The sequence below is a fragment of the Chitinophaga caseinilytica genome (assembly GCF_038396765.1).
GTDB lineage: Bacteria > Bacteroidota > Bacteroidia > Chitinophagales > Chitinophagaceae > Chitinophaga > Chitinophaga caseinilytica.
Map to the genome: position 1 here is coordinate 4871637 of NZ_CP150096.1, position 14005 is coordinate 4885641.

The 14005-nt window shown below is 53.5% G+C and carries 13 protein-coding genes; 7 read left to right on the forward strand and 6 right to left on the reverse strand.

Annotated elements, in window-relative coordinates:
• Nucleotides 1-1257, forward strand: a complete 1257-nt coding sequence (locus tag WJU22_RS20090) for a tetratricopeptide repeat protein (RefSeq protein ID WP_341839957.1) — start codon at nt 1-3, stop codon at nt 1255-1257.
• Nucleotides 1258-1399: 142 nt separating this feature from the next.
• Nucleotides 1400-3256, forward strand: coding sequence for a PQQ-binding-like beta-propeller repeat protein (locus WJU22_RS20095; protein WP_341839958.1), 1857 nt, complete (start codon nt 1400-1402; stop codon nt 3254-3256).
• 73 nt (nt 3257-3329) lie between these two features.
• On the opposite strand, the gene WJU22_RS20100 is transcribed toward WJU22_RS20095, so the two are convergent.
• Together WJU22_RS20100 and WJU22_RS20105 are read right to left on the reverse strand one after the other, a co-directional pair.
• Entirely contained in the window at nt 3330-3854 is a 525-nt protein-coding gene (locus WJU22_RS20100; RefSeq protein WP_341839959.1) for an N-acetyltransferase, read from the reverse strand.
• Nucleotides 3855-3991: 137 nt separating this feature from the next.
• A complete protein-coding gene (locus WJU22_RS20105) occupies nt 3992-4897 on the reverse strand; it encodes a LysR family transcriptional regulator (RefSeq protein WP_341839960.1) in 906 nt (301 codons plus the stop codon).
• Between the two features lie 97 nt (nt 4898-4994).
• Between WJU22_RS20105 and WJU22_RS20110 the strand changes: the two genes are divergently transcribed.
• Genes WJU22_RS20110 through WJU22_RS20120 form a run of 3 tightly spaced genes read left to right on the forward strand, consistent with a single transcriptional unit; the run spans nt 4995 to nt 6889 of the window.
• On the forward strand, nt 4995-5978 hold the full coding sequence (locus WJU22_RS20110) for an aldo/keto reductase (RefSeq protein WP_341839961.1): 984 nt from the start codon (nt 4995-4997) through the stop codon (nt 5976-5978).
• 6 nt (nt 5979-5984) lie between these two features.
• Nucleotides 5985-6599 (forward strand): NAD(P)H-dependent oxidoreductase, encoded by a 615-nt coding sequence (locus tag WJU22_RS20115; protein ID WP_341839962.1) that lies wholly within the window; start codon nt 5985-5987, stop codon nt 6597-6599.
• A complete protein-coding gene (locus WJU22_RS20120; RefSeq protein WP_341839963.1) occupies nt 6596-6889 on the forward strand; it encodes a putative quinol monooxygenase in 294 nt (97 codons plus the stop codon). The genes WJU22_RS20115 and WJU22_RS20120 overlap by 4 nt, the downstream gene beginning before the upstream one ends.
• A gap of 53 nt (nt 6890-6942) precedes the next feature.
• Here WJU22_RS20120 and WJU22_RS20125 read toward each other — a convergent pair whose 3' ends face one another.
• Nucleotides 6943-8568, reverse strand: coding sequence for a DUF4139 domain-containing protein (locus tag WJU22_RS20125; protein WP_341839964.1), 1626 nt, complete (start codon nt 8566-8568; stop codon nt 6943-6945).
• Between the two features lie 149 nt (nt 8569-8717).
• Between WJU22_RS20125 and WJU22_RS20130 the strand changes: the two genes are divergently transcribed.
• Together WJU22_RS20130 and WJU22_RS20135 are read left to right on the forward strand one after the other, a co-directional pair.
• A complete protein-coding gene (locus tag WJU22_RS20130; RefSeq protein ID WP_341839965.1) occupies nt 8718-9284 on the forward strand; it encodes a hypothetical protein in 567 nt (188 codons plus the stop codon).
• Nucleotides 9285-9540: 256 nt separating this feature from the next.
• On the forward strand, nt 9541-11631 hold the full coding sequence (locus WJU22_RS20135; protein WP_341839966.1) for a DUF5916 domain-containing protein: 2091 nt from the start codon (nt 9541-9543) through the stop codon (nt 11629-11631).
• Nucleotides 11632-11713: 82 nt separating this feature from the next.
• Here the strand turns inward: WJU22_RS20135 and WJU22_RS20140 are convergent, their stop codons facing one another.
• From WJU22_RS20140 to WJU22_RS20150, 3 genes are read right to left on the reverse strand one after another with little or no spacing between them, the layout of a single operon-like run.
• Nucleotides 11714-13144, reverse strand: a complete 1431-nt coding sequence (locus WJU22_RS20140; RefSeq protein WP_341839967.1) for a glycoside hydrolase family 30 protein — start codon at nt 13142-13144, stop codon at nt 11714-11716.
• The gene (locus WJU22_RS20145) at nt 13141-13506 is read right to left on the reverse strand and encodes a glycoside hydrolase family 16 protein (protein ID WP_341839968.1); all 366 of its coding nucleotides are present in this window, start codon (nt 13504-13506) and stop codon (nt 13141-13143) included. Before WJU22_RS20145 ends, WJU22_RS20140 begins: the two co-directional genes overlap by 4 nt.
• Nucleotides 13467-13994: a glycoside hydrolase family 16 protein gene (locus WJU22_RS20150; RefSeq protein WP_341839969.1), complete on the reverse strand. Its 528-nt coding sequence runs from the start codon at nt 13992-13994 to the stop codon at nt 13467-13469. Before WJU22_RS20150 ends, WJU22_RS20145 begins: the two co-directional genes overlap by 40 nt.
• Between the last annotated feature and the right edge of the window lie 11 nt (nt 13995-14005).

Genomic DNA, 14005 nt, shown 5'->3' on the forward strand with positions numbered 1-14005 from the left:
ATGGATCACAACATGATCGAACGCGCTGTATACCTTATGCAGCATCGAAAATACCGCGAAGCGGAAACCGCCATCCAGCAAACGCTGGCCCGCTATCCCATGGACACCAACGCCCTGGGACTGCTGGCCGAAGTGAAGATCCAGCTGGACCAGCACGACGAAGCCCTCCAGATCGTAAACGATACCATCGGCCTCGACCCGGCAGACGACAGGCTGTATTACCAGCGCGCGCGCATCCACCTCAATAACGAAGATTACAACGCCGCCGAAGCCGACCTGCGCGAAGCCATCCGCCTCGATCCGCAGGAAGCGGGATATTACGCCACGTACGCCCTGCTGCTCAACCAGCGCAAGAAATTCTCCGAAGCGCTGGCCATGGCCGAACAGGGCCTGCAGATAGACCCCGAGAATATTTACGCCATCAACGCCCGCAGCACGGCGCTCCTGAAACTGAACCGCAAGGAAGAATCGTTCGAGGGCATGGAAAACGCTTTCCGCCACGATCCCGAGAACGCCTATACGCACGCCAACTATGGCTGGGGCCTCCTCGAAAAAGGCGATTCCAAAAAAGCACTGGAGCATTTCCGGGAAGCGCTGCGCATCGATCCGTCTATGCAAATGGCGCAGGCCGGCATGGTGGAAGCATTGAAAGGCCGATACCTCGTGTACCGCCTCTTCCTGAAGTACGCGTTCTTCATGGCCAAGCTCAGCGAAAAATTCCAATGGGCCTTCATCATCGGGCTGTACCTCGCCACCAGGTTCCTCAGCGGCATGGCTACGGCCAGGCCCGAGCTCGCACCTTACCTCATGCCCGTGGTATACCTCCTCATCGCGTTCGCATTTACGACCTGGGTGATGGAACCGGTGAGCAACCTGTTCCTCCGCTTCAACAAATACGGCAAATATATGCTCGACGACAAGGAGATCAGCGCTTCCAACTGGGTGGCGGTGAGCCTTGGCGTGGCCGTTGCCGGCATCATCGGCATGCTGGCGACAGGCGGCGGCGCGGGATGGCTCGTGATGATTTACGCGGGCATTTCGTACATGATCCCCCTTAGCGTTCGTAACCGTGCGTTCAAGCAGCAATTATTGATGCAGGTGTATATTTACGGGCTGGGCGCGCTGGCGATCGCCGCGATCGCAACGGGCTTCATGACCGGTAAACCATTCTCCACCTGGTCGATGATTTACCTTTTCGGGTTCATCGCTTTCCAGTGGGTGGTGAATTTCATGATGATCCGGAGAAACAACAGATAAGTTCCCTGGTGAAAAGGGTACGTTATATGGCCCGCGGCGCTTTGTGCCGCGGGCTTTTTACTTCCCGCGACAATCTTCCTCCATTCCGCCGTTATCCCGCCAACCATTTTATTTCCCGCTGCGGCGTGGTATCTTGGGGATCATGAAAACATGCTTAGCCTGGCTGCTGGGAGCCCTCCTGCTCTCCGGCACCGCCACCGCGCAGGACACCCTTTTCCGATTCGCGCTCGTCACCGATACGCACGTAGGCACGGAAACGGGGCTGAACGACCTGGAGCGCACCATCCACGACCTCAACCAACTTCCCGGGATCGATTTCGTCATATTTTCGGGAGACGTCACCGAGTTCGGGTCGGACGCGGAACTGAAAATGGCCAAACAGGCCATGGACAAGCTCGGAAAACCCTGGCACGTCGTCCCCGGAAACCACGACACCAAGTGGTCGGAAAGCGGCTGCAATTCCTTCCGCACCGTGTTCGGCAGCGAAACCTTCCTGTTCGACCACAAAGGCTACCGCTTCATCGGCACCAACAGCGGCCCCAACATGCGCATGGGCCCGGGCCAGGTGCCGCGGGAAAACATGGTCTGGCTCCGCAAAACCCTCGACCGCACGCCCGCTTCCATGCCCATCGTCTACATCAACCATTACCCGCTCGACGAAGGCCTCAACAACTGGCTGGATGTTTACGGCATGCTCCGCGAAAAGAACGTACAGCTCATGCTTTGCGGCCATGGCCATGCCAACCGCATCTACACCCGCACGGCCATCCCCAACGTGATGTGCCGCTCCAACCTCCGCGCCAAAGACAGCGTGGGCGGTTACAACCTCGTGACCGTTCGCCGGGATTCCGTGCTGTTCGCCGAAAGGCGCCCCGCCGTGCAAACGCTCCCCGATTGGCATCGCATGCCCCTGGTAACAGGCGGCGCGGACAAGTATCCGCCAATCGCCGACGATGCGGCCAAACGTGTCAACGACTCGTTCCCGAATGTGAAAACCTTATGGCAGATCCAGGAAGATGGAGACATGGGCAGCGCAGTGGCTATCGCCGACGGGAAAGTCATTTACACCACTACCAACGGCGATATCAAAGCCGCCGATCTGCAAACCGGTAAACTCCGCTGGCGCTACAAAGCCGGCGGTAAGATATATGCCACCCCGCTCGTCCATGCCGGGAAGGTGATCGTCCCCTGTTCCGACGGGAAAGTGTATTGCCTCCAGCTATCGAACGGCAAGCGCGCATGGATACGGGAAACCGGCATGGCGATCGTTTCATCGCCCGCGCTGTCGGGCAACCTCGCCATCATCGCAGGATCGGACGGGTATTGCCGCGCGTGGGACATCGGCACGGGCAAAATAGCCTGGGAGCGCCCCGGCATCAAGGGCTTCGCGGAAATGCGGCCGCTCGTGTACGGCAACAAAGTGCTGTTCGGGACCTGGGGCAACCGGTTCTACGCACTCAACGCGCAAACGGGAGATTCCCTCTGGCAGTGGACCAACGGCGCGGCCAACCGGATGTTCTCCCCGGCCGCGGTTTGGCCCGTAGCCACCCGCAACCGCGCATGGATCGTGTCGCCGGACAGATACATGACCGTCATCGATACGGAAAACGGCCAGAACATCTGGCGCTTCCGCGACGATGCGCAATGGGTCCGCGAATCGATCGGGATGTCGGAAGACAGTTCACGCGTCTACGCCAAAACCATGCAGGGGAACATCCTCGCATTCGATGCAGGCGCAACCGAAAGGAAAATAGTCTGGCAATCGCCCGTGCAACTGGGATATGAGATTTGTCCCACCCCCATCGCCGAAAAAGACGGCGTGGTCTTCATCGCCGGGCAATCGGGCCTGGTTTGCGCTATCTCCGCTACAGACGGCGCTTTACGCTGGAAACACCGGTTCTCCGATTGCCTCGTCAATACCGTACAGCCCCTCACCGGCAATCGCGTGCTCGCGTCTTCCATGGACGGGAAGCTCGTTTGCCTCGAAGTGGCGCCATAAATCTTTTTGAACGGGAATCATCCAGAACATCGAAAGCCGGCGGGGTCAACCTGACCGGCTTTCCCTTTTGGGATCAGCTCACGGCCTCGAACGGCTCGGGGTACAATACTTGCCCGGCTTTACCGGCCAGCGCGCCCGGCGTCAGTTCCTGGGCCATGAAAACATCGTCCGGCACTTCGTACGCCGTGCGGATACCGAATTTCGATGCCGGCACGAAACCGAAGCGCGGATAATATTCCGCATGGCCGAGCACGATCACCGAGCCAAAACCCAGCGCCCGCGCCTCCTGCAAAGCATGACGGACCATCTGGCCGCCGATACCCAGCCCGTGCAACGCCGTCGTAACCGCCATGGGCGCCAGCGCCAGCGATTCGTACGTTTTGCCGTCGTCTCCCAGCAAGGGCAACCGCGTCAGTAAAATATGCCCTACGAGATGCTCGCCGGCAAACGCCACGATGGATAATTCCGGAATGAACCATTCCGTTCCGCGCAGCTCATCGATCAACCGGCTTTCCCCTTCCTGGCCGAATACCAGCGCGTTCAATTCGAAGATGGCCTTTTGGTCGGCCGGAGTTTCTGGTCTGATAGTAAGTTTCATGTGTTGTGCAGGGTTAACGTTCTACGTTTTGATAACTACCCAAATGTAACGGGATTATCGCTTACAACCATAAAAAAACGTAGAGGGAAAAGTGTGATTTTTTCGAAAAAAGACGAGGCAAAAGCAAAAAAGCGCCATTATTTTACATCCAGTTTATCGATAAACAACCCTTGCAACCGCGCTATTTCTTCAGTATACATTGTTTTCTTACGCGTACCAAAATATAGAATGTTTTCCAATGGCTTTTTTCCCTCCCAAACCAATTTGATTTTTCCTTCAGCAATGGACTCTTTACAGAGGAAATCGGGTACGATAGAGAAACCTGTACTATCGCTTAAACAGCGAATAATAGAACTGATATTGGGAACAATGTAGTTGGGACTAAAGTCTGGATGTTCGCCAAAATGTTCCAACCAGAATTTTCTTAAATTCTCAGTATCGGCGGTTGTACTGTACCAGAGCTGTTGTTTTAAAATTTCCTTGGCGTCTTTTACATTCCCTTTCTTCAATAATTTTTCCAACTGGGTGGTATCCGTTTTACCTCCCGCAATCAGAATAATCCGCTCTTTGGAAAAAGGCTGGTATTGCAGGTTTTGTTGACTTCCTTTTTGTGGTGTTACAATTAAATCCAACAAACCATTATCCAGATCTTGCTGCATCTGCGGATACTCCCCGAACTTTATGATAAGATTAAACGGAAGCTGATTGATATGCTCTTCCAGTGTATATTGAAAAGTCTCAAAGCACAAACCTAAACTAATGGTAGTTCGATCATGTTCCGATCGTTTATGAAAAAGCTCTTCGCCTTGCTCCAATTTTTTAAGCGGATCAATTAAAAAGTTATAAAACATTTTCCCCTTTTCAGTTGGCACCATTTTCCTGGCAGCCCTGTCAAATAACTTGTACCCTGTATAAGCTTCCAAAGAATTCAAATGCAGGCTAACACCGGGCTGTGAAATATACAATTCCTGCGCCGCTGCCGATAAAGTTCCGGTTTCGTAGATCGCCTTAAAAGTACGTAACCATTCCAGATTCCATCTCATTTCTATCACTTTAATAATACAAAGATACTATTTAAACTATTTCAATGATCCAATTTTATGATAGAATTTTGCAGTATCAATTACAATACTAATAATAATGGAATTCAGAGCACTAGGAACGTCAGATTTAAAATTATCAGCCATTACTTACGGAGCCTTTGCTATCGGCGGAAATATGTGGGGTGGCAACGAACAAAAAGACTCTATCGAATCGGTAAGAGCCTCCATTGATAACGGTGTAACCACGCTGGACACCGCACCTTTCTATGGTTTCGGCCTGAGCGAAGCAATGATCGGTAAAGCTATCAAGGGATATGACCGAAGCAAGCTGCAATTACTTTCCAAATTTGGCCTGGTATGGGATGGCAGCAACCAGGGAAAAGGTGAGTTCTTCTTTGATGCCGAAGAAAACGGAAAAACGATCCCCATTTATAAATATGCTTCAAAAGCTAATGTGATAAAGGAAGTGGAAGAAAGCCTGAAACGCCTGGACACGGATTATCTTGATCTTCTGCAGATCCACTGGCCGGATAGCTCCACTCCCATTGCCGAAACCATGGAAGCTTTGGAAACCCTTTTACAACAAGGTAAAATACGCGCTGCAGGTGTCAGCAACTACAACCTGGAGCAGGTAAAAGAAGCCCGTAAAAGCCTGCATATCGTTAGCGATCAAGTGGGATATAGCATATTGAACAGAAGTATTGAAAACGACCTGGTCCCCTATGCGCTGGAAAACAACCTCGGAATCATCGCCTACAGCCCGATGGAAAGAGGCTTGCTCACGGGAAAATACTTCCAGGAAGGAAAACTGAAAGAAAATGATCACAGGAACGGATATTTTCAACAGTTTGACCTTGAAAAAGTAAAAGCATTTCTACAAACGATCGAGCCGCTCGCAGCAGGTAAAAACGCAAGTTTATCGCAACTGGTATTACGTTGGACGACCCTCCAACCGGCCATTACCGTAGTATTAGCGGGCGCAAGAAATGCAGCGCAGGCAATTGCGAATGCAAAAGCAATGGATATTCAGCTAACACCTGATGAAATTGGCTTTATCAATACAGAACTTTCCAAAATCTGAAAAATCATGAAAAATATATTCATTATTAACGGCGGACAAAAATTCGCACATTCAGGCGGAGCATTCAACAACACCCTTAACAGATGGACAATAGAAACGCTGCAGAAAAACGGGTATCAAGTCAGGGGTTTCAATGTCAACGACGAATTCAATCCCAAAACGGAAGTGGAAAATTTCAAGTGGGCGGACATGATCATTTACCACATGCCCATCTGGTGGTTCCAGGTGCCGAACCGATTGAAGTTTTACATTGATGAAGTTTTTACCGCAGGTCATGAAAACGGCATCTATAAGAACGACGGGCGCTCCCGGCAAAATCCCGATGTCAACTACGGAACAGGCGGCTTGATGCATGGGAAAAAATACATGGTCAACACCACCTGGAATGCCCCGGAAACCGCATTTACATTGCCGGGAGAATTTTTCGACCAGGTTGCTGTCGATGACGGGATACTGTTCGGTTTCCATAAAATGAACCAGTTTACCGGAATGGAAAGGCTTGGCGGATTCCATTTCCACGATTTGGAAAAGAATGCCACAAGCGAACGAATAGAAAATTATCGCAAAGCATATAACGAGCATTTAAACAAGGTCCTTCAACTAGAAAATCAATTCGCATGAAGATTTATTTAACCGCTGTTTTAAAGGTAAAACCCGAGTATCTGCAGGAAGTTGAAAAAGCTTTACGCAATATGGTTACCGAAACGAGGAAAGAAGCAGCCTGCATTCAATACGATCTGCATCAGGGACAGGACGATAAACATGTTTTTGTCTTCTATGAAATCTGGAAAGATCAGCAAGGTCTGGATGCACATAACAAACAACCATACATTCTGGAATTTGGAAAAATAGCGCAGACCCAATTATTGGAACCACCACAGATTTATATCACGAATATTATTGATCCTTGATTCAAAAAAATGCGCGGACTTTCGCCCGCGCATCCGTCATGATAGACGCTATCCTATAAACCCTGGTATTGCATGCCTTTCGGATGTTTGACGGTATAGGTGAGCCGGAGCGTTTTCGATTCGCCGGGCTTCAGGTCCAGCTCCCACGTCAGCTCCCCGGTTTCGGCGTTCTTTTCCGCACCGGATGCTTCCGTCAGCTCCACTTCCACGTTTTTGTCGGTAGACACGGGATACTGGTCTTTCAACTGCAGCCTGATCGCTTCCTGCTTCCCGTTCCGCACCCTGATTTCGTAGGTATACGTTTTGCGGACGGAGCTGCCGATCATTTTCGTGCCGCTCGTCTGCGCCATGAGCTCCCTGCGCACCACTACCTGCCGGTCGCGGCCGAGGCTCACTTTCAGCGTATCTTCCGTAGCCTGCGGATCGATCATCGTTTTGCCGGCGTACAGATTGCCGATCATGATATTCGCTTCGCCGGGAAGTAAATTATAGGCCGCGAAATCTTTTACATTGGCCACCAGGAATGCGTCCTGGTCGAGTTTCGGAACGGAATAGTAGGTGTACCCGGACGGCATGTCCATTTCCTTCAGTACCACCGAATGGTTTTCGCCATTGCCGGCGATGTCGTAGGGAATATCAATGTCGAAGCTCGCGCTGGTCTGGTGTTGAACGATGGAAGCCGGAACGGCGGAAACGGGCGAAGGAGGCGGGGCGGGCAATTTCATTTTCCTGCTGAACTGCATATCCGCCTCCTCATTTTTTGCATTACCGTACCCGACCACTACCACTTCGCTCAAACCAGCTACCTTTCCCCCCAGCACGTGCTGCATGTCGGGATAGAGGAACCAGGTGCGCAGCTCCGGCGCTGTGCCGGCGCTGGAAGGATTGCCCGTATTCAGTGTGAGCTTTACGTTTTTCCAGTCGAGGCCCGTGTTCTGATGCACATTCGCTTTGTAAATGAGTTTCAGGGGTTTGGCGATGGATTCGAGCTTCAGGTCGTAATGCGTTTCCCAGCCTGCATTGGGGGTTACGTAGCGGATTTCCATCATACCGTTCACTTCCGCGGGCGTGGTGAGCTGCAGCGCGATCTGGCCGCCGGCGGCTTCGGGATTTTCGTTCATTTCCCGGAGCTGCTGTTCGATCCGCGCCAGGAGCTGCATGTGCTTCGTTTCCTTTTCCACCAGTCCATATATACTGTTCCGCAGCTCGATCTGTTTGGCGGTATAATATTCCGCCAGTTTGGTCAGTTCGGCCACCGTAGCATCTTTGCCGCCCAGCGATTGGTTCTTGTCCAGCAGCGCGAGGGTGCCTTCCTGCGCCGTGCGCACGTTCCGGATTTTGGACAGGGACAATTTCACGGATTCGAGGCTGTCTTTCAACATCCGGAATCCCGGTTTTTCTTCGATCACCGGCAGAAAATCCCGGCCGAAAGTGGCGCTCATGATGGTGACGCCGCCCGGGGCGCTTACCTGGATGCTGCTTTCGTCGATATTGCCCGCCACTTTCGTGATGATCACCTTGCTGACGCCTTTAGACACCGACACGCGCGCCGTATGTACCATTTCCGCGCCATCGCCGTAAACCGTCACCGACTTGAGTGCGGCGGGGGAAAACTGTTGCGCGCCGGCGTTCAGCGCCATCAACGTTACCAGCCCGAAAATTGTGATTCCTTTTATCATAGCCGTGCTTTTTTACCTTCCGGATGCGGTATTTTCTCCTTTTCCATAAATGAAATGTTAAAAAATCCAAAAAGGCGTTGCAACATGATTTTTGTCATGATCGGGGGAATCGTTCCGCGGTACATTTGCCCTACACCAAAACGAACAGCATGAAGCGCATATTTCCGACTTTATCTGCCGCCTTGTTAGGTGTTGTGCTCAGCCTTCCGGCGATGGCGCAAACCGGTAAAACCGGTCTCTATCTTTCGGCAGACGATTTTGCGGCCGGAAAGGTGAGCTACGGGGCCGCCCATCACAAGATCAGGCCCAACGTACCCTTTCAGCACGGTAAAGTAAAAGTGGTGCATGGCGACCAGGCCATGATGCTCGAAAAAGGCCAGTTGTACGGCTACCGCGATAAAAAACAGCAGGATTTCAGGTTTGTAGGGAACGACGCCTACAAAATCATCGACGCGAAAGGATTTCCGATATATAGCAGGGATGTGGAAGTGACGAAAGGCAAAGGCCGTGTGAAAGAAACGAAATTCTATTTCAGCGCCGCGCCCGGCAGCGAAGTGAAGGAACTGACCGTCGGCAACCTTAAACAGGCATTCCCCGAGAACGGGAAATTCCACCAGCTGCTCGATATGCAGTTCCGCAGCAACGACGAACTGGCGCGGTACGACGAGTTTTCAAAAATGTTCAAACTAAAGACGATATATAACGAAACGATTTAATCAAAGAATCAACAGCAAGTAAGTGTGAGCGAAAGGAATCGTGTGAGTGTTTTCAGTAGAGGATTAAAAGGCCGGCTTTATGCCGGTCTTTTGCTTTTTACATGAACGGAGATACAACCCGGCCCTGTTTTGCGTATTTTGGCTCCCCTAACCCGGAAACACATCACACATTGCGACGAATTATTCCATGTTTATTGGGCTGCATATTCACGCTCCATGCGGCGGCACAGAAAAAAACGAAAATTACCGGCTGAAGATGCGCAAAGCTACTTCCGCTATCAAAATCGACGGCATCGTCGATGAGCCCGCCTGGCAAAATGCGGACTCGGCGTCTGACTTTTTCATGATCCTGCCGATGGACACGAGCTTCGCCAAAGTGCGGACAGACGTGAAGATGACGTACGACAACAACCAGATTTACCTCCTGGTCATCAACTACAACGGCGCCCCGGGGCCTTATATGGTGGAAAGCCTCCGCCGCGACTGGTCTTTCCTCAAAAACGATAACTTCCTCATGTTCCTCGACCCCTTCGACGATCAGACCAACGGCTTCGCATTCGGCTCCAACGCCGCCGGCGCGCAGTGGGACGGGCTGATGTACGACGGCGGGAAGGTAGACCTCAGCTGGGAGAACAAATGGACGTCTGTCGTAAAGAATTACCCGGACAAATGGGTGTTTGAAGCCTCCATCCCTTTCAAAACCATCCGGTACAAGAAGGGCATCCGGCAATGGGGGATCAATTTCGGGAGGAACGATCTGAAAACCACCGAAAAAAGCAGCTGGGCCCCCGTGCCCAGGCAATTCCCGTCCGCCTCGCTCGCTTATACCGGCGTGCTGGACTGGGATACCGTTCCCCCGAAAGCAGGGCCCAATATCTCCCTCATCCCCTACGTACTGGGCGGCCTCAACAAAGACTATATTTCCGACAATCCCACCAAATGGCGCAGAGACGCCGGTCTGGACGCCAAGATCGCCGTCACCTCATCCCTCAACCTCGACCTGACCGTGAACCCAGATTTCTCGCAGGTAGACGTAGACAAGCAGGTGACGAACCTCGACCGCTTCGAGCTGTTCTTTCCCGAGCGGCGCCAATTCTTCCTCGAAAACGGCGACCAGTTCACCAATTTCGGGTACAGCACGCTCCGCCCGTTCTTTTCGCGGCGCATCGGGCTGGGCGCGCCCATCCACTTCGGCGCGCGCCTCAGCGGCAAGCTGAACCGCAACTGGCGCCTGGGCGTGATGAACATGCAAACGGGCAAACAGTCGGCCACGGCACAGCCTGCCCAGAATTTCACCGTTGCCGCGTTGCAGCGCAGGGTGTTTTCACGGTCTAACGTTGGCGTGTTGCTCATCAACAAGGAATCGATCAATTACAATCCTTCCGACGTAAAGCCCGGAGACCCCGTTTATTCCCGCTACAACCGCAACTTCGGGATGGAGTACAACCTCGCTTCCGCCAATAACTTCTGGACGGGCAAGGCGCTCGTGCTCAAATCCTTCTCGCCCGGGCTCAGCAGCCGCGACTGGGCGCATGCCGGCAACCTGCAATACACGAGCAAAAACTGGAGCATTGGCTGGCAGCACGAATACGTGGGCAAAAATTACAAAGCGGAAGTGGGATACGTGCCGCGGACGGGCTACATCAAGATAGCACCTACCGCCACCCGCCTGTTTTTCCCGAAATCGGGCGCATTGCTCAGCCACGGGCCGCAGCTCACGTCCACCAACTTCTTCACCGAAAAAATGGAGCGCACCGATAATGAAGTGATGCTGAATTACGGGATGGTCTGGCGCGCGAGAAACACCCTGAACATCTGGGCCAGCACCACTTACATCCAGCTGCTGCAACCATTCGACCCGCTGAACCTCGGGAAAGACAGTCTGCAGGCCTTCAGCAAACACAGCTGGAATACCGTGGGCGCGGATTATGTGTCCAAACCGCAAAGCCTCCTCACCTACGCCCTCAGCGCCCGGTACGGCGGTTATTACGCCGGCGGGAAGCGGTTCACGGCCACGGGGGAACTGGGCTACCGTTTCCAACCGTACGTGAGCATCGCCATGAGCGCGAACTACAACCGCCTGAGCCTGCCGCAACCCTGGGGCGATAACGGTTTCTGGCTCGTAGGCCCCCGGCTCGACGTCACCATGACCAACACGCTATTCTTTACGGGATTCGTACAGTACAACGAGCAAATGAAGAACATGAACCTGAACACCCGGCTGCAATGGCGTTACCGCCCGGCGTCCGACCTGTTCATCGTCTATACCGACAATTACCTGCCCGAGCCTTTCTACGTGAAAAACCGGGCGCTGGTGCTTAAACTCGTGTACTGGCTGAACCTCTAGCCAAAAAGAAACCGGGTGCGCCATCGCGCCCCGGCTTTCGTTACCATTTATCGAACCTACTAAACACGCTTGGTTGCAGGCGTTACCACACGTATGTGCCTACCGCTCCTGGCGCCAGTTCCGTGGTCACCTGTTTGCCCTTGTACTGGATGTTGAACGACTGCGCATTGCCGCCGCCGTTGAGCACGATGAGCACTTTTTTGCCTTCCGGCGTGCGGAAAGCCACGTTTTGCAACGTTCCCGATTGTGCGGAAGCGATGCGCACCGATCCGGGGCGTACGAATTTCGATGCGTGGGCGATGATGTAGTACGCCACATTTTTCGTGTAATCGTTTCCGATAGTTACGGCACCGAGGCAGGTAGTGCAGCCGCCAGGGGTATGGGGCTTGTAATCGGCCGTGGCGGCGAGGTTCCATTCCAGCACGTTGCGGCTCCAGTTGCGGGGCGCGCCGATGATGAGGTTGGCCACGTGCCATTTCAGGTCTTCCCCGAAATTACCCGGCCCTCCTACCCATTGCTCCGTAAAATAAATATGCTTGTCAGGGAAAGCGTTGTGCACCTCCGTGAGCGCGGAAATGGGGCCGCCGTAAAGGTGGAACGCGGAACCGTCGGTAAATTGCGCCGCCTTCGCGTCTTGCAGCACCGTTGCCGGATAATCGGGCCGGTCGGCGTTGTGGTCGTAACAGATGATCTTCGTGGAAATGCCCGCCGCGCGGAACGCAGGGCCGAGATGGCTCCCGATAAAATCCGCCTGTTCGGGCGCCAGCATCTCCAGGCTGGGATTGTTGCCCGGATGCAGCGGTTCATTTTGCGGCGTGATGGCATCGATGGGAATGCCTTCGGCCTGCATCGCCTTCACATATTTCACGAAATACTGCGCATAGGCCGCGTAATATTCCACTTTCAGCTTTCCTCCCTTGAAATTGCCGTTCGTTTTCATCCACACCGGCGGCGACCAGGGAGAACCGAGGATTTTAATGGCGGGATTGATGGCCAATATCCGCTTCAACACCGGGATCAGATCGGTTTTCTCCATTTGGATGGAAAAGTTCGCCAGCGTGGGATCGGTTTGCCCGTCGGGCATATCGTCGTAACTGAAAGTTGCCGCGCTCAGGTCAGACGCGCCGATGCTGATCCGGAGGTAGCTCACGCCGATGTGCGTACTGTCCCAACGGAACAATTCGTCCAGCAGCGCGGCTTTCCGGGATTCAGGCAATTGGTTGATGAGTGTGGCGCTGCCGCCGGTGAGCGTATATCCGAACCCGTCTATCCCCTGGAAAGTCTGCGATTCGTCTACCGCTATATTAGGCCATGGGTTCAGTTGGTCGCTGAAGTTGAGGATAACGTCCTGCTTTTTGAACAGGACGGATTTGTCGCCCTTCGTGAGCCAGAAAGCCACGTCAGACGGCCCTTTCGGCCCTGGCGGATCTACCGGCCCGGGCCCGCCGCTTCCCTTGCAGCTGAAAACGCAGCAAACGAAGCCCAGTACGAGTGTCTTTATCGGAAAATTCATTTGTCGATCATTTTATAGGCGCGTACATAATCGATTTCCATGACGGCGGGGAAAACGGAATCGTCTATCCCCTGCTGCCCGCCCCAATTGCCGCCTACGGCGATGTTGAGGAGGAAATGGAATTTCTTGTCGAACGGCCAGGTTTTGTAGCCTTTGCTTTCGTTGGTAAAAGTGAACAGCAGTGACCCGTCGATGTACCCGCGGATGGCGTATGGCGTCCAGTCTACCCGGTACACATGAAATTCCCCGATCGCTTTATCGACCGTGGTGGTAGCGGTTTTCTGGGTGCCGATGGAGTGATTGTAAGCTTCGGTATGCACGCTCATATGCACACGGTTGGGATCGTAGCCCACGTGCTCCATGATGTCGATTTCCCCGATTTCGGCCAATCTCCATACGCCCAGTCGGTCGGCAACATCCAGATGGCGGGCCAGGTCCCTTTGCCCGCGGGCAGTTTCGCCTTGATCTCGAACCTGCCGTACAGGAAATCGCCGCGACCTTTGGAAACGAGGCGCGCGGAAGTGTAATCCCGGTTGTCCATCTTTTCCTTCCGGGCTATGACCGACAGCATCCCGTTGGCGACCTGTGCGTTGGCGGCTTTGTCGGTATAATATTGCAGTTCGTTGTTGCCCCAGCCGCCGCCGCCGAGGTCGTAAGTCCATTTCGCGGGGTCGGGAAGGCCGTTGTAATCGAACTCGTCGGCCCAAACGGGCGTGGCTTCGAATTGCCAGTTTTTGTCGACGGGCGTCGGCGGAATGTAAGGCGGCGGTGCGGGATCGTTGTTTTTGCCGCCGCAGGCGAGCATTTGCAGGCCGATTAGCAGCGCCGGCAGAAAGTGGATCGTTTTCATAACGTTTCGGT